The organism is Pedobacter cryoconitis (genome assembly GCF_014200595.1).
In the GTDB taxonomy this organism is placed as follows: domain Bacteria; phylum Bacteroidota; class Bacteroidia; order Sphingobacteriales; family Sphingobacteriaceae; genus Pedobacter; species Pedobacter cryoconitis_C.
Map to the genome: position 1 here is coordinate 447702 of NZ_JACHCG010000003.1, position 22733 is coordinate 470434.

Below are 22733 nucleotides of genomic sequence, written 5' to 3' on the forward strand. Positions count from 1 at the left end.
CATAAAACAAAAAAGGCTCATTCTAATACAGAATGAACCACAAATCTACAATATTTAGAGCCAAATTGGCTTAGTCTATCTCGATTTAGAACCGATCTAAATAATTAGTTCCAGTCGAGTGCTTTCTTTTTCAAAATGTAAATAAAGCCTAATAAAAGGGTCGCCATAAAGACAAACATTTCGATTAATCCCGGCCATCCAAGTTCTCTGAAATTCACAGCCCATGGATACATAAAGATAACTTCAACGTCGAATAGTACGAATAAGATAGCGACAAGGAAGTATTTAATGGAGAATGGCTGACGCGCGTTTCCGACTACTTTTACTCCGGCTTCAAATGTACCTAGCTTGTCACTGGTTTTACGTGAGGGGCCTAAGAAATGTGTAGCGATAAGAGTGACTACAACAAAGCCAAGGGCTACGATAACCTGGAAAATGATAGGTAAAAAATCTGAGGGTAAACTCTGCGTTTCCATATAATCTTAATTAGGCCACAAAAGTAAAAGAAAAAAGGGGTAAATCAAATAGTTAAAAGTGACTTACCATGTTCGGACGGCATTTCTTTGCCTGAAAAGGCAAAAATGCATTGTCCTTACATTAGCAAGCCACTTTTAACTATTTCATTCTGCATCCCTGTCTGGTGTTTTACAAGAGGCACAAATTAAGATCAATGCGCTCTTAGGAAATGTTGGCTGGAGGTGAAAGAGAAGAAATAGACGTTATGACTTAAGGAGAAACTATTTGATGGAGCTGATAAGTATTATTAAGACATGGCTTTTAGAAGAAATTAAATGATTCTTTTGAATGGGAATCATTCTCCCTTTGCCCGTTTTCTCCACATCGTGTTGCTGTATTGTACATTTTATTATTTGCTTGTATGTTTTAGCATTAATAAAGAAAACATCTTCTAATGGCTTTATATGGATTTCTGAGACATAAAAAAGGCCACCTTTAAGGGTAGCCTTTTTTTTATTTTAAGTATTTAAATTAAATACTATTTCTTTTTTAATGGAGCTTTTGCAGCAGGGGCAGCTAATTGTTTTGCACCAGCTAATGCATTTGCATTTGCAGGGTCAATAGCTAATGCCTTTTTGAAATAGTCACCTGCTTTTGCTTTATCTGAAGTAGTATAGGCAAATCCTAAGTTAGTATAAGCTTCAACTAAGTTTCTTTTCTCAGCTTCAGCTGCACCTAATTCAGGTTTTTTAACAGTTACTAAATCCAGGTATTGCTCATAGTAAGGAACTAATAAGCCTTTTGGGTTAGTCTGATCATCCATCAAACGCGCAACACGTGCTCTCATGATGTAAGCCAAAGTGAATTCAGGTGAAACTTTATTTAAGTGTGCTAAAGCTGAGTCAGCTTCTACTAAAATAGTTTTGCTTGGATTCTTTTTGTCTCTGTCTTTGTTTGCATAATCAAAGTAATCAGCAGAAGCCAGGTAGTAATAGTTAGTTAATGAACCTTTACCGTTTGGATTCAATTTGATCGCATCTTTATAAACAGCAGCTGACTGATCGTATTTTTTGTTTGTGTATAATGCTTTACCAACATCTTCTAATGCTTCTACGTTTGTAGAATCTTTAGCGATTGCTGTTCTGATGCTTTTTAAGGCTAAGCTATCTTGTCCTGCAACTAACTGAGCTTTACCTAGGTAAAGGTAATCGGCAGCGATTAAACGGGAAGTATCAGAGTTTTTAGCGAAGAAATCAGTTAATAATTTCAAACTCTCAGGGCTTTTGTTTTCAGCTGCTGAGTATGCTTGTAAACGGTTGATTACTAATGTTTTTTGGTTGTTAGGATATAATTTCGCGATATCAGCTGTTTCAGTTTCTAAAGCTTTGAAGTCTTTTGCATAAAACAAGAACTGTGCGTAACGTAATCTTGTATCGAAAGATTTGTCAGTCAGGTCCATGTATTTTTTGTAGTTCTCTAAAGCTTGTTTAGATTTTTCTGCATAGTGAGCTGGCTCAAAGTTTGCCCATTGCATGTATAATTCAGCAATTTCACGGTAAGCAGGACCATAGTTAGGGTCAGCTGTGATTACTTCTTTCAATTGTGTCTCAGACTCAGGAAATGCTCTTGATTCTTTGTACATTCTTCCGATCTGAACTTTAGCTCTTACTAAGCCTTCATTGATGTTCAATGCACGTAAGTAATTGCTTAATGCTTCAGAATTTTTTTTCTGTGCTGCGTATAAATCACCTAAAGCCAAAAATGTCTCAGGATCTTTATCAGCTGCATCTACTTCGTCAGCTTTTGTTAAGTTAGTTAAAGCTGCTGCAAAATCTGGTTTGTCTTGCTCCAGGTAAGCTTTACCAATGTATAAGTATGGAGTGTGGTCTTTTTTAGAAGCTAATCCAAGAGCTTTATCAAAATTAGTTTTTGCTGATGCTGCATTGTTAGATGCAAGATCCACATGTCCTAATCCAACATAGTTTAATGCATACTTAGGATCAGCAGCAATTCCTTTAGTAAAAACTGCTTTAGCAGAATCTACATACTCATTATGCAGATATACATCACCTAAGTTAAAATAGTTCTCCCCTTTACCCGCCTGAGAACTTACTAGTGATTTAAGCATAGAAGTTGCTTTAGCATATTGCTCAGCATCAATTGCTTTTTTTGCATCACTTAAGTTTTGAGCAAAAGAGGCAGAACCCATCACTACTAAACCTAAACTTAAGGTTATTGCTTTCTTTGTCATTTTCATCCGTTTTCTGTTTGATTTTTAAAGGTAATGAAGCTTGCATGGAAAATGCAGGTTCATCGGTTACTTATTTTTTATTTATTGTATAAGCTAATTCGTTTTTTTCTATTACCTGACTACTGAAAGCCACGGCTCAATATAATATTAATTTTCCTTTTTTATATTAATCTCTCTCGGATTCATCTTATTTGGCCCCAATCCCGATTTCAAAACGATTAACTGACCTCTCTGGCCCGTTAACCACGTTGCAAAACCCGTGCCTAAACCATTTTTACCTTCTGCATTAATAATATAAACATTCCTTAAGAAAGGATATATACCATCAATTAAGTTCTTTTGAGTAGGCTTATAGAAGGTATCATCACCTTTTTTGCCCTTGGTGTTTTTTACACCCATAACTTTCACCTGATCGGTAAAGTCCTGCTGATCACGGCCATTTTTCATTAACCAGTTCACCCCAACAACCCCAATATAGTTCTTATGCTCTGCAACGTATTTTATAACGTCTTTATTATTCTGTAAAGTATAAATACCTGACTTAGGTAATTCTTTAATTTGAGAAAGGTCCTTAAAATAGCGCAGTGTGCTTGAATAAGCGTTATCAAAAACCAGTTGTTTGCCTGAAGTGGAGGTACCTTTCATGATCGAAATCACTTCATAAGCAGTAATCGTCGAATCCGGGTTATCATTTCCCGTAATCAGTGCGATGCCGTCAATAGCGAATCTCGAAGTAAAAATCGGGATACTTCTCTTGCTGTATGCCTTTTCTTCGTCAGCTGTAAGCATTCTCGATAAAACAGCAACCCTTACGCTATCATTTAAGAAAGTAGGCAGGATTTTATTTTCATTGCCCTGAACCAATTCAAACCTGGCATCCGGGTAGTCCAGTTTAAAAACCTCAATCTGATCTTCCAGAACTGAAGAAAAACTCTCGTCAACAAGTAATTTTAACGTACCTGAAACACGGGATGCTTCCCCATCATCACTCTTAGGCTTTTGCTTACAAGCAATGAATAAAAATAATGGCAGGATAAAAATCAGCTTCTTCATGCTAGTTGTCTTTTTGATTAATCAAACGGAAAAATCTTATCACCGCATAAACGATCAGTAATAGTCCGAATAAGATACGGTAAGTAGGCTTAATTTCGAAAGGGATGTCTTTCCAGAAGATTAATGCGACTCCAAGAACCACATACATGGTCAACATCACCAGGCCTAAAATGAACAGAAATCGCTGTTGAGGCGATTTCTGTTTGAATGTATTGAAATTAAACATTATTGTAATAATATTTAGTTAGATAAAGTGAAACTGATCGGGATGTTATATTTAACACGAACAGGTTTACCATTCTGTATACCAGGAGTCCATTTTGGACTGGCCTTTAATACTCTGATAGCCTCTTCATCAGTACCACCACCTAATTTACGCTCAACTTTAATATCAGTCAGACGACCATCTTTCTCAACTACGAAAGATAAGAACACCTTACCCTGAATATTATTTTCCTGAGCCATAGGAGGATATCTTACTGCTTTATGCAAGTATGCATAAAACTTGTCCATACCTCCAGGGAAACCTGGCTGAGTTTCGATACTTACGAAGTCATAGACTTTAGTATCTTCCACTACTGCCGCTTGTTTAGGGCCTTCTCCTACTGGACCAACCACAACAATATCAGCACCCGGGTCACCCTCAATTGTTTTCTGACCTGGGTCAGCAGCTTTTAATTGCTCAATCTGAGGAGGATCTTCATCACGAACCTGGTTATCCGGTTTTACAATCGGAGGAGGGAACTTGATTTGATCCGTCTTTGGTGGCGGTGGCTCAACCGGTGGCGGTGGAGGTGTTTTTGGATCCACCGGAGGCGGAGGTGCAACAGTAACTTCAACTTGTTTCACAATCTCCTCTTCAGGAAGCTGACCCTTGATCAAAGTAACGATCTTAGGTAAAAGAAACAAAAATATAAAAGCTGCCGAAGCAAAAAGTAGTGCTCTTGAAGTATTTGCGCCATTTTGTTTACGTAACTCGTAAGCTCCGTATTCTTTGTTCTTTTTAGCGAAAATAACATCAAGCCATTCCTTATTGAATAAATCTATTTTAGATCCGAACATTGCTTGTTATTTAAAATGTTAATAATATTATAAAAGATTCTGAGATTTCATGAATGCTTTTTCAGCATCAGTGATGTTTTCATCATCAATTGCAGGAGCCGACTTGATTCCGGTAATTGCTAACTCATCCATGATATCAACAAAGTTTTTATAGGTAGCGCCAGAAGTAGGTTTAATCACCATAACGATAGATTTACCACTTGCAGCCTGTACTTTTTGTTTGTTATCCAGTATCGATTTTCTGATCTGAGTAAAATCCTGAACTTCAGGAGCTGATTTTCCAGCTTCTCCCATGTACCAGGCAACCTTGTTATTTTTACCTAACAAAATCGTCATGGTCTGAGATGCTCTTAATTCAAGTCTCTGCTCATTTTTCTCATCTTTATCTGGCTTCGCAATATCCATTGCGATTGGTTTATTCAGCGTGGTGGTTAACATGAAGAAGGTAATCAATAAGAACGCTAAATCAACCATCGCGGTTAAATCTACTTTCGTAGACGATTTCTTACTCCTTACTTTCCCACCCTTTTTGCCACCCCCGCCGGAGGTATCTAATTCTGCCATGTTTTAATTATTTGCTACCGCCTTCAGCAGTGGTGATTAAACTGAATTTGTTAATTTTTTGTTTTTGAAGGATGTCAACAATTTTCTTTACCATCGGGTAGCCTTCTTCAGCGTCACCTTTGATAGATACTCTCATTCCTTCAGAATGCAGCTCAGCAACAGCTTTACGGGATTGAAGAATCCAATCTGCCAATTGATTATTGGTAGAATCGGTAGGTATACCTGTTTCCAGACCTGATTTCTTTCTTTTATCTCCGTCCAGCATCACAAACTGTTTTAAACTCTGGATTGGCACACCGAATGATCCAATAACGCTAAAGCGTTTTTTCTCTTCTGGTGTAAAACTGATCTTATATTGCTCACCAATTTTTTCAAGCGTAGCTACTTTGATATCCTGACCAGCAGCTTCGAAGAAAACTTTGTCTGCACCAATCGTTAAAATCGCGATGTCCTTTTCAGGAACCTTGATTTTATACGTTGACGTAGGAAGTCTTACATCCAAAGGGTCCGGTTGTTTTGCAGTCGCTGATAAAATAAAGTAAGTAAGTAACAGGAAGGACACGTCGCACATGGCGGTCATATCAATCGAGGTACTCTTTCTTTGAACCTTTGCTCTAGGCATAATTTTAAAAATTACTTATGTTTTGTATAATGATGTTAATTCTTCCGGTTTTCCATAAAGCCGGTAAAAAAAAATTACATTATTTTCTATTTATGCGTAGAAGCATAAGTTTGGATGATGCTAAAACCAGCTTCATCAATTGCATAAGTTAATTTATCAATTTTAGAAGTCAGGATGTTGTACATGATAATCGCTAAAGTTGAAGTACCGATACCAGTTGCAGTATTGATAAGTGCCTCAGAGATACCTGTTGCTAACGCTGCTGAATCCGGAGCTCCAGAAGCACCTAAACCACCGAAGGCCTTGATCATACCTGTTACTGTTCCTAATAATCCCATTAATGTACCAACAGATACTAATGTTGCGATTACTGTTAAGTTTTGCTCTAACATTGGCATTTCTAATGTTGTAGCTTCTTCGATATCTTTCTGGATAGCTAAACATTTCTGGTCTGTGTCCATGTTTGCTTCAACTTCCATCTCACGATATTTTTTCAAACCAGATTTGATTACGTTAGCAACCGAACCTTGTTGTTTATCGCACTCAGCCATAGCTGCTTCGATATTATTTGAATTTAAAAGTGCTTGTACTTTTTTCACAAAAGCATCTAAACTAGATGTACCAGTTGCTTTTCCGATAACGATGAAACGTTCTACTGAGAATACGATTACCATTAAAAGCATACCCATTAAGATTGGAACGATTGGTCCACCTTTGTAAGCCATACCTGCATAGTTACCAACTTTAGGTAAGTTCTCAACGTTGTTGTCAATAAAGTTATTTGCATCTCCAAGAACGAATTTATAAATAAGTGCCGCGATGATAATACAAATTGGAATGACTAGAGTAGCGAATAGATTTGAAGCTGATGAGCTTTCCTTTTTAACTGTTGTTGGTTTTGGTGCGTTTGCCATTTTTTTAGTTTTTGAGTTTTTAGTACTTTGTTTTTTTAAATTTAGATTAAATATCTTGTAATACACACAACGACGAATAGAATCAAATGTTGCAATAACAAATCTACAACTTTGATTTTAATTCCAAATTAAATTATCATTACCAGGTAAATTTGATTTTCGCAATAAATCTATCGTCGCGTAGCTATTATTAAAAAAGATTGTCCCGGTTAGAAGACAATCTTTCACAATGAAAACTAAAAAAAAATTCAAATGCAAATTTTTCCTTAAAAAAAATGATTTAAAGTGTGTTTTCTACAACTTTTGGGACTGATTTCAGTATTTCATCGTTTGCGAACTCTTCAAATTGCTTAAAGTTGTCAATAAACGCTTTAGCAAGTTCGTTTGCTTTCTGATCATATTGATGTTTGTCTGACCAGGTATTTCTTGGGTTTAAAATTTCGGAAGGAACGCCCGGACAAGCATCCGGCATTTGTAATCCGAAAACAGAATGTTCAGTAAATGTTGCTGAAGTTAACCCGCCATTTAATGCCGCAGTAATTAAAGCACGCGTATAACTTAATTTCATCCGGCTGCCTGTACCGTAAGCACCACCACTCCAGCCTGTATTCACTAACCAGACATTCACTTTGTGTTCTTCCATCTTCTTTCCAAGCAGATCTGCGTATTTAGTTGGGTGTAAAGGCAGGAAAGCCTTTCCAAAACAAGCAGAGAAAGTTACCTGAGGCTCAGTTACCCCAGCTTCTGTACCTGCAACCTTAGCCGTATATCCGGAAATGAAATGAAACATGGCCTGACCAGGATTTAATTTTGACAACGGAGGTAAAACACCGAAAGCATCTGCCGTCAGGAAGAAAATATTCTTGGGAATACCTGCAATAGAAGGTAAAACCGCATTGTCAATATAGTTTATAGGGTAAGCTACCCTTGTATTTTCAGTTTTTTCAATATTTGAATAATCAACCGTCCTGGTATCCGGGAAATAATTGATATTCTCCAGCAAAGCCCCGAATTTAATAGCATTATAGATCTGTGGCTCCTTTTCAGCAGTCAGATCTACACATTTAGCATAACATCCGCCTTCAAAATTAAAGACAGAGCTATCTCCCCAGCCATGTTCATCATCACCAATTAATCCTCTTGCAGGATCAGCAGACAACGTTGTTTTACCAGTACCAGATAAGCCAAAGAAAATCGCAGTATCCCCCTGAACACCAACATTGGCAGAACAGTGCATGGATAAAGTATTTTTCAATTCAGGCAGAATGAAGTTCAAAACAGAGAAAATACCTTTTTTGATTTCACCTGTATAACCTGTTCCACCGATTAATATGATTTTGTCCGTGAAATTCAGGATCGCAAAATTAGCCTGACGCGTACCATCAACTGCCGGATCGGCCAGAAATGTTGGCGCAGCTATGATTGTCCACTCCGGATTTTCAATAACTTCTCCTTCCTCTGGTCTGAGGAACAAATTATTAGCAAATAGATTTTGATAAGCGGTTTCAGTGATAACTCTGATACTCATTTTGTAGGCTTCATCCGCACAAGCATAAGCATCCCTCACATAAAACTTGTCTTTGTTAAGATGTGCACAAACTTTGTGCAATAAAGACTCGAAATTTGATTGACTAAACTGGATATTAATATCGCCCCACCAAACTGAATCCCTCGTTACCTCATCCAGCACTATAAACCTGTCCTTTGGCGAACGACCAGTAAATTTACCAGTATCAATTGCCAAAGCACCTGAAGATGAGAGTGTACCCTCTCCGTTATTGATCGCTTCTTCCACCAGTTCCGGTACACTTAACTGATAGTATGCATTCTCAGTACCCAAATTCAACCGGGATAAGTCTGGTTTAGGCATTAAAACTTTGCTCATAAAATGATTATTTGTTTAGGCAAAGCTAAGGAGATATTTATTGAAAAATTATCATTTCAAAGGAAATATTTCACTTATTGTGGCATATACACTATAGATCAACAATCTATATATCAACGTTTTAGCAACCGTATTATCCGCCAGATTTTTTCACTTTATAGCCTTCTTTTTGAAGCATCAAAACTACCTTATCTCTGAAGTCACCCTGCACCATAATCTCCCCATCTTTAGCACTTCCGCCTACCCCGCATTTGGTCTTCAGCATTTTTGATAATTTCTCCAGATCCTCTGCATTTCCACGAAAACCCGTAATCAGCGTAACCGCTTTACCGCCTCTGTTTTTCTTGTCAAGCATCACCCGCAAATCTTGCTGATTATTGGCAATTACTTCCTGTGGTGCCTCGTTTTCAGTTTCATAGCTGAAAGAAGGATCAGTAGAATACATGATCCCGCCAAGATCTCTCAATGATTTTTTATTCGGTTTCATCTATTGATTTTTTAATTGTAACTCCCATTGCTGCCGGAACAATTACATTTAAAGACAGCGGTGAAATTGTTACTTCAATCTCTCTGCCCATAAAATAAGGTTCCCCATCAATGTGGATAGCAGCATCCTCCACCCGGGTAATCTGTATATTTTTCCCCTGGATAATTTCAACCAGGTCAGATCTGTCCGTACTGGCATTCAGCATATGATAAGCTAACAGGGGTATTTTATATAATGGAAACGATTTGATAATACAAACATCCAGCAAACCATCCGTTACAGAGGCATGCGGTGACACATGTGCATTATTTCCATACTGAGAAGAATTCGCCACACTGACTACAAAAGCCGTTCTGGTATACCCTACCCCATCCACCCGGATGTGATAGGTCTCAGGTTTATAATTAATCATTTCTTTGAGCCCTAATTTGAAATACCCTGTTAAGCCTCTTTTTTTATTGCCCACAAAAACAGAACTGATATGTGCATCAAATCCCATCCCGGCCATATTGAAGAAAAACTTATCATTAAATGTACCTGTATCAATTTTCGTGACGATCAGCTCATTTAATACCTGGATCGCTTTAGCTGTATTCATCGGTATTTTTAAAAACCGGGCCAAACCATTTCCCGACCCAAAGGGGATGATACCCAGGATCTTTTGCTGCTGCATAACTTTCGCCGCAATTTCATTGATCGTCCCGTCACCGCCAACAGCAACAATAATATCAAAGTTCTTATTTGCAGCTTCTTCCGCTATCTCAGCCGCATGTCCTACATACTCCGTAAAGCTAAAATTAGGGTTAAATTTGGATCTGTCCAGATTCGCATCAATGATAGCAGGTATCTTTAATTTATCCTTACCCCCGGAGATAGGATTAATAATAAATAGAATGTTCGACTTTGCCAAAGGGATATGATTTAATTATGGCACAAAATAATTGATATTTTTTGACTATTTTGAATATATATAGTAATTTTGCAATATAAAGGTGGACTGATTTGCGATGTTATGTTAGCATGACGGGATTGCAACCACGTAAAAAAAAGTGCTAACCATTCATACACTTCATTTTACTGCCTGTTTTTACGGGGTCATTGTCCATTTTAAAGAATTGTTGATTATTTAACTAATTATTTAAAATGTCATATTTATTTACATCAGAATCTGTTTCTGAAGGTCATCCTGATAAAGTAGCAGATCAAATTTCGGATGCACTAATTGATAATTTTTTAGCATTTGATCCTGAATCAAAAGTTGCTTGTGAGACTTTAGTAACTACCGGACAAGTTTTTCTTGCCGGAGAAGTTAAATCAACAGCCTATCTTGACGTGCAAAAGATCGCAAGAGAAGTAATCAATAAAATTGGTTATACTAAAGGTGAATATATGTTTGATAGTAACTCTTGTAGTGTACTGTCTGCTATTCATGAGCAATCTCCGGATATTAACCAGGGTGTAGACAAAGAAGACAAAACTACTCAGGGAGCTGGTGACCAGGGAATGATGTTTGGTTATGCAACCAGAGAGACTGAAAACTTCATGCCTCTTGCACTTGACCTTGCGCACAAAATCCTGATTGAATTAGCTGCAATCCGTCGTGAAAACACGGAAATTACTTATTTACGTCCGGATGCAAAATCCCAGGTCACTTTAGAGTACAATGATAACAATGAGCCTGTAAGAATCGATTCTATCGTGGTTTCTACACAACATGATGATTTTGATGAAGAGCAGACCATGCTTAAAAAGATAAAAGAAGATATTATCAATATCCTGATCCCACGTGTATCAAGCCAATATCCTCAGTTCAGCAAATTGTTCAACAAGGATATCAAATATCACATTAATCCAACTGGTAAGTTTGTGATCGGTGGTCCTCACGGAGATACTGGCTTAACTGGAAGAAAGATCATTGTTGATACTTACGGTGGTAAAGGTGCTCACGGTGGTGGTGCATTTTCAGGAAAAGATCCATCTAAAGTTGACCGTTCGGCAGCTTATGCAACCAGACACATCGCTAAAAACCTGGTGGCAGCTGGTGTTGCAGATGAAATCCTGGTACAGGTATCTTATGCAATCGGTGTTGCTCAGCCTATGGGTATTTACGTAAATACTTACGGAACAGCTAAGGTTAAATCAGCAGATGGCAAATTGCTTACTGATGGTGAAATAGCGAAAGAAGTAGAAAAAATCTTCGATATGACTCCTTACGGTATTGAGACCCGTTTAAAATTAAGAAATCCTATTTATTCAGAAACTGCTGCTTACGGACACTTTGGTAAAAACAATGAAGTGATTACCAAAATCTTTAAAGCATCTAACGGTACTGAAAAAGAAGTTACAGTTGAATTGTTCACCTGGGAAAAATTAGATTTTGTAGACGCAGTTAAAAAAGCGTTCTCTCTATAATCCGGTAAGGCAAAAAATACAGTATAAAGGGCGACGTCTTCACAGACATCGCCCTTTTGCATTTAGGATTTTAGTTAGCTTCTGAGCAGGTTATCTATGAATCCATGTCCGGTCTGCGGCAAGTCCATAGCGAGCCAGGTAACTACTTAACATGGCCACAAAACGAATGGAAAATCAGCAGTTTTAATTCAGATTTTACCGCTAAAACCAGAATAAATCGTATCATTAATCAAAATACGAGATTATGATACGCAGATTTATATTTATCCTCTTTATCGGGCTTCAGCTGGGAAGGGTTTCCGCACAGACTAAAACACCTGATGAGCTGTATGGCCAGTTGTTTATTGATGTGCAAATGCAGAATGTGCTGAAAGACGGTAAAACTTTTGTGGATTGTATCCCAAAAAGAGATCCGGCAAAAATACTGGAAGACTATCTGAAATTAAAAGCTGCTAAAACTAATTTTAGCACCAGGGCTTTTGTAAATGATAACTTTATTTTTCCGGATACCAATACTACAGTTGTGACGACAGCAAATCAGCCCGTAGCCGAACATATTAACCAGCTTTGGGAAGCACTGCGCCGTAAACCCGCAGAAAAAATTGCCAATAGTTCGCTGCTTGACCTCCCTAACCCTTATATCGTTCCCGGCGGACGCTTCAGAGAAGTTTATTATTGGGATAGTTATTTTACGATGCTGGGTCTGCAAGTATCCGGAGAAAATGAGACTATTGAAAATATGGTCAAAAACTTCGCTTACCTGATTGAGCAAAATGGCCACATTCCAAACGGGAACAGAAACTATTACCTCAGCAGGTCGCAACCTCCATTTTTCTCACTGATGATTGGACTGCTTGCCCAAATCAAAGGAAATGAAGCCTATTCCACTTACTTACCAGCACTGGAAAAAGAATATGCCTATTGGATGGATCAGTCTGCACCAACTAAACACGTGGTAGTTATGCCCGATGGAAGTAAGCTGAACCGCTATTACGACCAGTTAAATACACCAAGACAAGAATCCTATAAAGAGGACGTACTGATCGGCCAGCAAACCGAAGCAAAAAATCCGGAAGTATACCGTGACATCAGGTCAGCAGCAGAGAGTGGCTGGGATTTCAGCAGCAGGTGGTTAGCAGATGGCATGCAATTAAAGACTATTCAAACTACACAACTTGTTCCTGTAGATCTGAATTGCTTATTATATAACCTGGAACTCACCCTACAGAAATGTTATGCACTTCAACACGATGTAGTCAAAGAAAAGCAGTATCAAACCCTGGCCTTAAAAAGGAAAGCCAGTATCCAGAAATATTTCTGGTCACCAAAGTATTCCTGGTTCACAGATTACAGTCTTAAAACTAAAAACCAATCCCCTGTGTTGAGTCTGGCAGGGATGTTTCCATTATCCTTCAACCTGGCCGGCCAAAAACAAGCTAAACTGGTTAAGAATACCTTACAACAAAAATTCCTGAAAGCAGGGGGATTAGTTTCTACACCATTAAATACACATCAACAATGGGATTCGCCTAACGGATGGGCCCCTTTACAATGGATGGCTATCACCGGACTGGGTAATTATGGCTTTCATGAGCTGGAGAAACAGATTGCTGTCCGCTGGATTAATTTAAATACCAGCGTGTATAAGCGTACAGGAAAACTAATGGAGAAATACAATGTAGTAAACCTGCAACTGAAAGCCGGAGGTGGAGAATATGCTTCTCAGGATGGATTTGGATGGACTAATGGGGTCTTAATTTCCCTGATGAAAAAATACGGCTACACGAAATAAAAAAGAAAACCATTTATAGAAGGCTTTGTTTAATAAGCAAACAATCTTTATTATGGAACAACCAGCGGAAATGAACACACTTAGCCAGATTTTAGAAAAATTAAGGCAAAAAGGGTTAGATAACGAAATAAAGATGACCGACCATGGTAAAATGCAAGGTGTTGGTCTGCACAAAATCTATGTACCGGAAGATCTGACAATCATAAAAACTTATCGTTTTGAAGGTGACTCAGATCCGGCAGATAATTCTGTGCTTTATTTGTTAGAAGACAAAGATGGCCAGATTGGCTATATCATTGATGCCTATGGCATGTACAGCTCTCATGAAGGAACGGGTTTTGATGATTTTCTCAAAAAGATCCCTACTGCCGATAGAGACCTGCAAGAATTATTTAAATAGTCAGTCAAATGAAAAAAGGAAAACGGAAAAGTTTTCCTTTTTTCATTTACACAGTTTTTCTATCCATTGAGGACGCTTCATTTTAAAATGAAGTATCACCTTTTCAGGTTAGCTACTTTTGATGAAGTCACTAACCAGCAACTCATGGATACCGGAATTATTTTAGATTGGAATACAACTGAACCACATCAATTCTATGCTCAAAAAAGGGCAGCACATCAGGTTCATTATGATAAGGCACAACAAAGCTGGATCATTTACGGTTATCCACAAGCTAAAGAGGTATTACTAAATCAGGATGCACTTATCCCTCAAATTAAAACCGATCAGACTGGTCTGAATCAAAATGCGGTTAAATTGATTCAACAATTAGCCAGACTAAGTAATTTTGAACAGCATCAGCAATCTAGAGATGCAGCATTGCAGATTTACAATCAAATGCAACCCGTCGTCATCAATGCGCTGCTTGATTCATTATTGAAAAAAACTAGCGCAGGAGCACCTGTGGATTGGGTTGAGGTGGTTTGTAAAAAACTACCCGCACTCTATATCTTAAAGAGCCTGGGTATCGGAACAGAAGATTGTAATTTAATTATCGGTTATCTTCCCATACTGGTCAGGATCATGTCTCCCGGGCAAACTTCAGAAGACATTTTACAGCTGAATGAGCTGCTCGGCTTTTTATTCTCTTTATTGCAAAAATATCTGCCGGATATTAAAACAGCTCAAAATAATTTATACCCCGGGGAATGGACAACACTATTGATCTCTAATCTTATTGGCCTGTTAATTCAGAGCTATGATGCAGGAAGAGGCTTGCTAACCAATACAGTCTTGCAGCTTGCCCGCCATCAATTGCCTGTTCCTGTATCAGAAGGAGCAAACCATTTCAAAGAAGCTGTTATGGAGACCCTGCGTTTTGACCCGCCAATACATTTAACCCGGAGAATTGCGGGAAAGGATCTTTTGATAGGCGATCAGTTGATAAAAGAGGGAGAAATGATTATCATTTTATTAGCAGCAGCTAATCTTGATCCTCAAATATTTGAATCTCCCCTAACCTATAACCCTTCCAGAAGCAATAACCAGGAGCACCTGGCTTTTGGTGCAGGTCATCATCAATGCCTGGCTAAACATTTAACGATGCACCTTACTGCCGAAACCTTTAAAATTTTACACCACCGTATTCAAATACTACCCCAGTCCTTAACCTACGAGCCACTCTTAAATGCCAGGCTGGTTAAAAACCTATTTATTACCCTTTAAAAAATCAAGAAAAATGATCGCAGTAATTTTTGAAGTCATCCCGGCAGCGGGTAAAAAGGCAGACTACCTGGCCATTGCTGCAAAACTTTATCCTGAACTTTCCAATATAACGGGATTTATTTCCATCGAAAGGTTCCAGAGCCTGATACAGCCGGATAAAATCTTATCTCTTTCATTTTGGGAAAGTGAGAAAGCAATTCTGGAATGGAGAAATATAGAAATGCACCGGGATGCACAGTCACAAGGCCGTAATGTGATTTTTAAAGATTATCATTTAAGAATAGCCACAGTGGTAAGAGATTATGGAATGTTTGATCGTAAAGAAGCTCCGGCAGATAGCAGAGCTGCACTTGGATAGCCAAATATTGCTGAATATAGCTCCTGATCAAACGTTTGCGTTAATTTTCAACCCCAAATCAGGGGTGTTTTCAGGCCTTTCGTGATTAAAATGAATACCTTCAGCTTAGGAAAACATCCCTAACCTAAGACCATGTCCAGATTAATCCAGATCAAATTTCTATCCAAAGCTATCCTTGGGGTCGCTTTACTTTTAAGCATCAATTGTACAGTCACTCAGGCACAACAATTAAAATATCTGACCGGCAACAGCAGCTGGAACCCTGATTCATTAGGTAACCATCGTGCAGTCGTTACAGTTTTTGTTGCTGGTGCAGTAGCAAAAACAGTTATTGACTGGCGAAGAAAGGATGATCCCGCAACTAAAGAAATTATTGTAGTGGATGCGCGCTCCAATCAGCGCATACTAAATGTAAAAACGGAGAACCTGACCAGAGAAACGGGAACAATTTATTTCGAGCCAGTCTCCGGTGCAGGAAAATATTATATTTATTATCTTCCTTTTCATGTGCAGCCGGGCTCAAATTATCCGACAGCAGTTTATAAAAAACCAGCTGACCGGGCTGCTTTAGCCTGGAAGAATAAAATCAGTGGTAAAACAATAGCGACTAAAGTAGATTACCTGGAATCGTATAACCAGTTAAACAGTTTTTACCCTATGGAAGTCATCGCCACGGCAAAAGAAGCCGCAAGCCTGATTGCTAAAAACAAAAACCAGCCTTACCTGATTTTTCCGGAAGACAGGTTACACCCTGTAAAAATGGAAAAAGATCTGCCGCAACGCTGGGTGTTAAAGGGAACAACCCAAACCTTTACAGATACAGCTGCCCGGGGTGAAAATTTCAGTTTTCAGTTAGGGCTGTATGCCTTTTCAAAAGACCTGCAAAAGGTAAACTTAAAATTTACCGATTTAAAAAGCACTGATGGTGCTGTTATCCCCGCTGCTCTGCTTTCGTGCCTTAATACTGATGGTATTAACTGGGATAATAAAGTATTAAAGAAACAAGTGGATGTGCATAAAGGCGAAATCCAATCTCTATGGTGTTTACTGGATATTCCGGAAGACGCAAAACCTGCCACTTATAACGGAACAGTTACAGTCATGGCTGAGGGGACAACAGCTGTTCCCATACAGCTCAAAATAGTAGTCAGTCCAAAAAAGGCGATTAACGGAGGGGTAAACGAACCTTGGAAACAAACTCGTCTGACCTGGCTGAATTCATCTTTAGGTCAGAAAAATGAATTGATCAAACCTTATACCGCTTTAAAAATAGATGGAAATACGATCAGTTTGTTAGGAAGAAAAATGATTCTGGGGAATGACGGGATGCCGGCACAAATCCAATCTTTCTTTACAGAAGAAATGACAGCAATTGATCAGCAACCGAGGCCGCTGTTAGCAGCTCCTTTTGCTTTGATTGCCGAAGAAACAGATGGTTCAGTTCTCCAGTGGAAAACGGGAAAACCCGAAATCAAACAAACAGCACCGGGTCAGGTGGAATGGACAGCCTTAAATACAGCACCCAAATTAAAGATGGAAGTAAAAGCCAGCCTGGAGTTTGACGGATTTATCAATTATACCATTAAGCTTACTGCCTTAAAAGAGTTAAAACTTAAAGACATCAGAATGGTCATTCCTTTCCAAAAACAAGTGGCTGAATATATGATGGGTTTGAATTTAAAAGGCGGAAAAATACCTGCTGATTATCAATGGAAATGGGATGTAGCTCATAAAAATCAGGATGGCGCCTGGATTGGGGCAGTAAATGCGGGTCTGCGTTTCTCTTTAAAAGATGAGCACTACACCCGCCCTTTAAACACCAATTTCTATCTGGATAAACCACTTTTATTACCAGGCTCCTGGGGAAATCAGGACAAGGGAGGAATCGACATCAAACAAAACACCTCAAATACTGCTGTAACCAACTATAGCGGTGCAAGGGAAATGAAAGCCGGCGATACACTTTATTATAATTTCAATTTAATGATTACGCCTTTCCATACGCTTCAGACCGAAGATCAATGGGCAACAAGGTATTATCACAAGTATAATAATGTAGATACGATAAAAGCCACAGGAGCGACTGTCATCAACATTCACCATGGAACTGCCATTAATCCTTATATCAATTATCCTTTTATCGCACATGAGGAGATGAAGAGTTATATAGACTCAGCACATCACCTGGGTTTAAAAGTAAAAATATACAATACCGTACGGGAGGTATCTAACAGCGCTTATGAATTAGCTCCTTTAAGAAGTTTGGGACATGAGATATTCTCCAAAGGTAAAGGAGGTGGTTATGCCTGGTTACAGGAACATTTGAATGCAGATTATATTGCAGCCTGGTATGTCCCCGAAGTAAAAGATGCAGCGATTATAAACAGTGGAATGAGCCGCTGGCATAATTACTATGTGGAAGGAATGAGCTGGCTGGTACAAAATGTTGGAATTGATGGCATCTATCTGGATGATGTGGCCTACGACAGAACGACCATGAAAAGAATAAAAAGAGTATTAACTCAAAACGGCCACCCTGGTATTATTGACTTGCACTCAGCGAATCAATATAATAAACGCGATGGTTTTAATAACAGCGCCAATTTATACATGGATCATTTCCCTTATTTAAACAGGCTGTGGTTTGGAGAAAACTTCGACTATGAGAACAATACACCAGATTTTTATCTGACAGAAATTTCGGGGATTCCATTTGGGCTAATGGGCGAGATGCTGGAAGGCGGAGGTAATCCATGGAGAGGCATGGTTTATGGAATGACTAACCGTATGCCATGGTCTGCGAATGCAGATCCACGACCTATCTGGAAGGTCTGGGACAGTTTCGGTCTTCAAAATAGCCGGATGATCGGATACTGGGTAAAAAACAATCCGGTCAAAACAACTGCTACTGATGTTTTGGCTACTGTTTATTTAAAAGATAAAAAGGCATTGATTGCGATAGCAAGCTGGGCTAAAGAAGATACGAAGGTGAAACTTCAGCTGAACTGGAAAGCTTTAGGAATTGATCCCAAAAAAGTAACGCTTAAAGCGCCTGCTATCCGGAATTTTCAACAGGCAGGGACTTTTGCTGTCAACGACGAAATTCCGGTTAAAAAGGGAGAAGGCTTATTGTTGATTCTGGAGTGATTTTCAGCGTCCAATTTGCGATTATAGAATGACCACTTAGATAATTTTATCAACGTAGTTAACAAACAAAAACACAACACACTGATAAAAAGATACTTAAATAAATATTTAAGTGAAAAATAATTGAATTATTTTTCACTTATGTCACCACTTAGAGAATTAATGTGATCTAACTTTGTGATGTGTGAATCTTTGAGAAGATTAGAAATCGTTCTTACCAACATTAATTAGTATACCTCATGGCTTTAGGTGTGTTTAGCCATGAGGTATCTTTTAGATTGATTTTTTCTTTTTACTTCCAAAACAAAGCTCTACTATTTTTCTTACTGCCCTGGTAATCTCTTTTCTTCCTGCCTCGGTGTTCAGATCAAGGCCACACAAGGTACTAGCGTTCTTTTTAGTATGTAATACAGAATAATAAATTCCGCAGATAATAATTGCCGAAACAGCTCTGAAATTGACATCTGAGTCCTTAAAATAAGGATCTGTTAATTTTAGAAGTTCCTCTCCCATAGCTTCACGTTTTCTGCTCAGGTCATTTAAAATATTACTTTTTTCCGAGATCTCCCAAAGGATAATCCGTTGCATTTCATCTTCATTGAAAAAGAAATCAAATTGGTTTTCGAAGATACTGGACGAAAACTCAATCATAGTTTGCTTTTTATTGGACGCAACTGCCGCATCACTCACTTTTTTAGAAAAAGTGACCCAGTAATCTCTTTCTATGAGATACGTTTCAATCAAAGAATCAACTGTACCAAAATAGCGATAGATCAGTTTTTTACTGACACCTGCGCTTTTAGCAATGGCATTTACACCCAATCCAGTATAACCCGTTGACCGGATGATTTCCCCTACTGCATCAATAAGCTTTCGCTCTGTTAGTTTCCTGTTTTTCGGCTCCGTTTTATTCAAAACATTTTTATCCAGCATAATCTCTTTCGTAGGAATTTATTCAAAAATAGAGTTTTATGTAATCTTTCAAACTTATTTTTTAGTTGATTTAATTAAGAAGCAGAGGAATTAATTACGCACAGCTTAGAAGTAATCCCATATGCGGTGATTAAATCATCTATTCACCGCATAATTGCATCGAATAGGTAGAATGAGCCGAATAATCTGTATATTCACTGCATAATTGCGGCGAATATGTACATCCATCAACAAAACAACTGGCCCGACTTTTACTGGAACACAGAAAATCTAACTAAGAAACTCGGCGAAGTAAGATACCGTCAGGGCAAAATATTGGGTCAGATGAGTGCACTTGGCTTTGACCTCAGAGAAGAAACAATCCTCCAAACACTTACACTGGATGTTACTAAATCCAGTGAAATTGAGGGAGTAATGCTGGATAATGAACAAGTCCGTTCTTCTATCGCTAAACGCCTGGGCATAGAGATCGCTGGTGCGATACCACCAGAGCGCCATGTAGATGGAGTAGTAGAAATGATGCTGGACGCTATTCAGCATTATCAGCAGCCTTTATCTATGGAAAGATTAAACAATTGGCACGGAGCTTTATTTCCCACCGGACGCAGTGGACTTTATAAAATAAAAGTAGCCGAATTGCGCGACGGCCCTATGCAGGTTGTATCTGGTGCAATGGGTAAAGAAAAAATACATTTTGAAGCACCTTCTGCCGAGAGACTTTCTGCCGAAATGACCAAGTTTATAAACTGGTTTAATAACGATCAGCATCTTGATCCGGTTATCAAAGCTGCGCTCGCACATATCTGGTTTGTCACCATACATCCCTTCGATGATGGAAATGGCCGTATAACAAGAGCAATCACAGATATGTTCCTGGCCAGAGCAGACCAAACAGAGAACCGTTTCTACAGTATGTCTGCTCAAATACAAAAAGACCGGAATCAGTATTACGAAATCCTTGAAAAAACTCAAAAAGGATCATTGGATATCACTGCCTGGATAAATTGGTTTTTAGATTGCTTATACCGCGCAATGGATAGTACAGATCTTATACTGGATGCGATCAGGACCAGAACCCTTTTTTGGGAAGTAAACCGGAATACTGTATTTAATGTCCGTCAGCAAAAAATGGTTGATCAGCTGCTCGATGGATTCTTTGGAAATTTAACGGTTTCAAAATGGTCAAAAATCACTAAAGCATCTAAGGATACCGCGCTACGGGATATTCAGGATTTAGTTAAAAAAAATATACTCCTCCAGCAAGGTGCTGGCAGGAGTACAAATTATAAGCTCAATTTCATTGGAAAACAGATTAATCAATTAGTTTAACCTGCTGATCAGCTATATATTTACTGATGTATGTTTTCACCTCTGCTTTTTTAACAGGATCAGTAATCAGTTGATCTAAGGAAACTAACCCATTTTGTCTGATTCCAATGAATGCTGCATTTTCCTTTGTGTTACTCCGTAACCATTCTGTAATATTAATTTTAGTAGTTTTAAATCGGGGATCTGCTTTAAGCGTCGAGGTATCACCCCCCACAGCATCATAAACTATTTTTTGTGAAGAAACTGCTGCAAGATCTCTTGCATTAGGCTTATCCAGCTGTCCTGAAAACAAACCAAATACATTTTTTAGTGCAACAGTAAAATTTGAAGATACGACAGCAGTTGTTCTTTCCCCATCTTTGTCCTTAGCTACCGCCTGGTAGATAATATTAAGTTTCTGCCCAACTTCAATACCTGTAAGCACATGAGTACCATATTTCCCAACCAGATCAGCACTGCTCATAGCCAGTATATCCTGCGTAAACTCTGGAGTTAAATAACCTTCATTATAACGCATGATTGCGTAGTATATCCGGGAGATCAATGAATAATTTCCATAAATATATTTCCGCGAAAATGAATCTTTATCAGGAAATGAGGCTGTAATCGTTCCTTTGAACAGGTAAGAGTTTTTTCCCTCTCCGCCAGGAGATCGGAATTGTCCAACAAAATGTTCTGCATTTGAACCAAAAACAACAAATGGTTCCATCGAACTGCCATAACCTATATTAAAATTATTGTCATTGTCTTTCGCAAGTCCTAATACATCGATCGCCTGTCCGCGTACAGCAGATATATGTTCATATTTGCCAGTGATATCATATCCAAATCCAAGCATGCTATAAACGCCATTCCCCTTAGGATCTGGTTGATTAGTCACATTTTGTATCTTTGAAACAGTTACAATAGTATCTGGCACATAAACGGGATCAGGATATATTATTGGATTTTCAGTTGATTTTTTACAAGAAGTAAATGCTGCACATATGGCAAGAAGAAGAAGAATATTTTTCACAGAAATAATTTCAATAAGATTTTAATAAAAAATTTATCAAATATACTAATTAGAACTTCTTTATTACTTCTAAGTTTTTAACATTATCACTCAATGCAATATGGGACATATATTCATCTTCAATGTTTATTCTTCTCAAATACCATTTATTCTCCTGGAAAGTGCCAATACTTAATTGACTGTCTATAACTACACTTTTCAGGGGAATATTCAGCCCTCTTCCATCACCTTTTAAAATACTTTCTTTTAAAGTCCATAACGTATAAAAAGAATGTAATGGATTACTGGAATCCTGGATCATGACCTGCTGGATCTTATTCATAGAGACTTCCAGATAGTCTTCTACATCCAGAGGGACTATCTTTTCGATATCAATTCCAACTTTAATTCCCCTGGCAATCGCACAAACTACCACTGCGCCCGAATGAGAAATATTAAAATCTATATCACCATCCATATATGGCCTTTGAAATTCAGTAAACTTCAAGTCCTCCAGACAATTGCTTTCATAACCAAAATCTCTTAGCGCCGCTAATAAAAGTGCCTTCCCTAAAAATTGCAGTTTCCGGTCCTGAGTTAGTCTGTAACGCATTATTTTATCGTATAAAACTAACGGAAGCTCAGGGATATAATCCTGATAGGCCTCTTCACTCACCTGATCACTCACTTTGGCATAAAATACTTTTACATCATAGTAATCGGGAGCATCGGTTAAAATCGTCCTCATACAATTGTTAATTTAAAATGTGAATATCATTTGGCCTGAAATCACAGCCATATTATCCTG

The 22733-nt window shown here is 38.3% G+C and carries 21 protein-coding genes; 7 read left to right on the forward strand and 14 right to left on the reverse strand.

Translation table 11 applies throughout. From position 1 onward, the window contains the following. Positions 1-104: 104 nt before the first annotated feature. The 11 genes from HDE70_RS19095 to HDE70_RS19145 form a co-directional block, all read right to left on the reverse strand. Positions 105-476, reverse strand: a complete 372-nt coding sequence (locus HDE70_RS19095; protein ID WP_183868350.1) for an NADH-quinone oxidoreductase subunit A — start codon at positions 474-476, stop codon at positions 105-107. 518 nt (positions 477-994) lie between these two features. Next, on the reverse strand, positions 995-2713 hold the full coding sequence (locus tag HDE70_RS19100) for a tetratricopeptide repeat protein (protein WP_183868351.1): 1719 nt from the start codon (positions 2711-2713) through the stop codon (positions 995-997). A gap of 141 nt (positions 2714-2854) precedes the next feature. Further along, complete coding sequence (locus tag HDE70_RS19105; RefSeq protein ID WP_183891560.1) at positions 2855-3760, reverse strand: substrate-binding domain-containing protein; 906 nt, start codon at positions 3758-3760, stop codon at positions 2855-2857. A 1-nt stretch (position 3761) separates the two neighbouring features. After that, positions 3762-3986 (reverse strand): hypothetical protein, encoded by a 225-nt coding sequence (locus HDE70_RS19110; RefSeq protein WP_183868353.1) that lies wholly within the window; start codon positions 3984-3986, stop codon positions 3762-3764. 14 nt (positions 3987-4000) lie between these two features. Next, the gene (locus tag HDE70_RS19115) at positions 4001-4822 is read right to left on the reverse strand and encodes an energy transducer TonB (RefSeq protein WP_183868354.1); all 822 of its coding nucleotides are present in this window, start codon (positions 4820-4822) and stop codon (positions 4001-4003) included. A 27-nt stretch (positions 4823-4849) separates the two neighbouring features. Continuing rightward, positions 4850-5386 carry an ExbD/TolR family protein gene (locus HDE70_RS19120; protein WP_183868355.1) on the reverse strand — a complete coding sequence of 179 codons (537 nt, stop codon included), beginning with the start codon at positions 5384-5386 and terminating at the stop codon, positions 4850-4852. A gap of 7 nt (positions 5387-5393) precedes the next feature. After that, a complete protein-coding gene (locus HDE70_RS19125) occupies positions 5394-6008 on the reverse strand; it encodes an ExbD/TolR family protein (protein WP_183868356.1) in 615 nt (204 codons plus the stop codon). Positions 6009-6094: 86 nt separating this feature from the next. Beyond that, positions 6095-6922, reverse strand: a complete 828-nt coding sequence (locus HDE70_RS19130; protein WP_183868357.1) for a MotA/TolQ/ExbB proton channel family protein — start codon at positions 6920-6922, stop codon at positions 6095-6097. Between the two features lie 280 nt (positions 6923-7202). Beyond that, positions 7203-8807 (reverse strand): phosphoenolpyruvate carboxykinase (ATP), encoded by a 1605-nt coding sequence (gene pckA, locus HDE70_RS19135; protein ID WP_183891561.1) that lies wholly within the window; start codon positions 8805-8807, stop codon positions 7203-7205. 133 nt (positions 8808-8940) lie between these two features. Beyond that, positions 8941-9294, reverse strand: a complete 354-nt coding sequence (locus HDE70_RS19140; RefSeq protein WP_183891562.1) for a translation initiation factor — start codon at positions 9292-9294, stop codon at positions 8941-8943. Then, positions 9281-10204, reverse strand: coding sequence for a diacylglycerol/lipid kinase family protein (locus HDE70_RS19145; protein WP_183868360.1), 924 nt, complete (start codon positions 10202-10204; stop codon positions 9281-9283). The genes HDE70_RS19140 and HDE70_RS19145 overlap by 14 nt, the downstream gene beginning before the upstream one ends. Positions 10205-10437: 233 nt before the next feature. On the opposite strand from HDE70_RS19145, the gene metK reads away from it, so the two are divergent. The 6 genes from metK to HDE70_RS19175 all read left to right on the forward strand — a co-directional run bounded on the left by metK (position 10438) and on the right by HDE70_RS19175 (position 18669). Then, the gene (gene metK / locus HDE70_RS19150) at positions 10438-11706 is read left to right on the forward strand and encodes a methionine adenosyltransferase (RefSeq protein ID WP_183868361.1); all 1269 of its coding nucleotides are present in this window, start codon (positions 10438-10440) and stop codon (positions 11704-11706) included. 244 nt (positions 11707-11950) lie between these two features. After that, positions 11951-13498, forward strand: a complete 1548-nt coding sequence (treF, locus tag HDE70_RS19155) for an alpha,alpha-trehalase TreF (protein WP_183891563.1) — start codon at positions 11951-11953, stop codon at positions 13496-13498. A 52-nt stretch (positions 13499-13550) separates the two neighbouring features. Next, positions 13551-13898, forward strand: coding sequence for a hypothetical protein (locus HDE70_RS19160; protein WP_183868363.1), 348 nt, complete (start codon positions 13551-13553; stop codon positions 13896-13898). An 87-nt stretch (positions 13899-13985) separates the two neighbouring features. Further along, the gene (locus HDE70_RS19165; protein ID WP_183891564.1) at positions 13986-15164 is read left to right on the forward strand and encodes a cytochrome P450; all 1179 of its coding nucleotides are present in this window, start codon (positions 13986-13988) and stop codon (positions 15162-15164) included. Between the two features lie 13 nt (positions 15165-15177). After that, complete coding sequence (locus HDE70_RS19170; RefSeq protein ID WP_183891565.1) at positions 15178-15522, forward strand: antibiotic biosynthesis monooxygenase family protein; 345 nt, start codon at positions 15178-15180, stop codon at positions 15520-15522. 132 nt (positions 15523-15654) lie between these two features. Beyond that, a complete protein-coding gene (locus HDE70_RS19175) occupies positions 15655-18669 on the forward strand; it encodes a glycoside hydrolase domain-containing protein (RefSeq protein ID WP_221302104.1) in 3015 nt (1004 codons plus the stop codon). Between the two features lie 273 nt (positions 18670-18942). On the opposite strand, the gene HDE70_RS19180 is transcribed toward HDE70_RS19175, so the two are convergent. After that, complete coding sequence (locus tag HDE70_RS19180) at positions 18943-19584, reverse strand: TetR/AcrR family transcriptional regulator (RefSeq protein WP_183868366.1); 642 nt, start codon at positions 19582-19584, stop codon at positions 18943-18945. 234 nt (positions 19585-19818) lie between these two features. Here HDE70_RS19180 and HDE70_RS19185 point away from each other — a divergent pair, with 234 nt between their 5' ends. Then, the gene (locus tag HDE70_RS19185) at positions 19819-20931 is read left to right on the forward strand and encodes a Fic family protein (protein WP_183891566.1); all 1113 of its coding nucleotides are present in this window, start codon (positions 19819-19821) and stop codon (positions 20929-20931) included. On the opposite strand, the gene HDE70_RS19190 is transcribed toward HDE70_RS19185, so the two are convergent. Then, positions 20915-21946, reverse strand: a complete 1032-nt coding sequence (locus HDE70_RS19190) for an MAC/perforin domain-containing protein (protein ID WP_183891567.1) — start codon at positions 21944-21946, stop codon at positions 20915-20917. The two genes, HDE70_RS19185 and HDE70_RS19190, sit on opposite strands and share 17 nt — an antisense overlap. 49 nt (positions 21947-21995) lie before the next feature. Continuing rightward, on the reverse strand, positions 21996-22673 hold the full coding sequence (locus tag HDE70_RS19195) for a 4'-phosphopantetheinyl transferase family protein (RefSeq protein ID WP_183891568.1): 678 nt from the start codon (positions 22671-22673) through the stop codon (positions 21996-21998). Between the last annotated feature and the right edge of the window lie 60 nt (positions 22674-22733).

Bases quoted from the DNA above. Each gene is read 5' to 3' on its own strand.
- HDE70_RS19095 (WP_183868350.1), bottom strand. From the start codon at position 476: ATGGAAACGCAGAGTTTACCCTCAGATTTTTTACCTATCATTTTCCAG.
- HDE70_RS19100 (WP_183868351.1), bottom strand. From the start codon at position 2,713: ATGAAAATGACAAAGAAAGCAATAACCTTAAGTTTAGGTTTAGTAGTG.
- HDE70_RS19105 (WP_183891560.1), bottom strand. From the start codon at position 3,760: ATGAAGAAGCTGATTTTTATCCTGCCATTATTTTTATTCATTGCTTGT.
- HDE70_RS19110 (WP_183868353.1), bottom strand. From the start codon at position 3,986: ATGTTTAATTTCAATACATTCAAACAGAAATCGCCTCAACAGCGATTT.
- HDE70_RS19115 (WP_183868354.1), bottom strand. From the start codon at position 4,822: ATGTTCGGATCTAAAATAGATTTATTCAATAAGGAATGGCTTGATGTT.
- HDE70_RS19120 (WP_183868355.1), bottom strand. From the start codon at position 5,386: ATGGCAGAATTAGATACCTCCGGCGGGGGTGGCAAAAAGGGTGGGAAA.
- HDE70_RS19125 (WP_183868356.1), bottom strand. From the start codon at position 6,008: ATGCCTAGAGCAAAGGTTCAAAGAAAGAGTACCTCGATTGATATGACC.
- HDE70_RS19130 (WP_183868357.1), bottom strand. From the start codon at position 6,922: ATGGCAAACGCACCAAAACCAACAACAGTTAAAAAGGAAAGCTCATCA.
- pckA (WP_183891561.1), bottom strand. From the start codon at position 8,807: ATGAGCAAAGTTTTAATGCCTAAACCAGACTTATCCCGGTTGAATTTG.
- HDE70_RS19140 (WP_183891562.1), bottom strand. From the start codon at position 9,294: ATGAAACCGAATAAAAAATCATTGAGAGATCTTGGCGGGATCATGTAT.
- metK (WP_183868361.1), top strand. From the start codon at position 10,438: ATGTCATATTTATTTACATCAGAATCTGTTTCTGAAGGTCATCCTGAT.
- treF (WP_183891563.1), top strand. From the start codon at position 11,951: ATGATACGCAGATTTATATTTATCCTCTTTATCGGGCTTCAGCTGGGA.
- HDE70_RS19160 (WP_183868363.1), top strand. From the start codon at position 13,551: ATGGAACAACCAGCGGAAATGAACACACTTAGCCAGATTTTAGAAAAA.
- HDE70_RS19165 (WP_183891564.1), top strand. From the start codon at position 13,986: ATGAAGTATCACCTTTTCAGGTTAGCTACTTTTGATGAAGTCACTAAC.
- HDE70_RS19170 (WP_183891565.1), top strand. From the start codon at position 15,178: ATGATCGCAGTAATTTTTGAAGTCATCCCGGCAGCGGGTAAAAAGGCA.
- HDE70_RS19175 (WP_221302104.1), top strand. From the start codon at position 15,655: ATGTCCAGATTAATCCAGATCAAATTTCTATCCAAAGCTATCCTTGGG.
- HDE70_RS19185 (WP_183891566.1), top strand. From the start codon at position 19,819: ATGTACATCCATCAACAAAACAACTGGCCCGACTTTTACTGGAACACA.
- HDE70_RS19195 (WP_183891568.1), bottom strand. From the start codon at position 22,673: ATGAGGACGATTTTAACCGATGCTCCCGATTACTATGATGTAAAAGTA.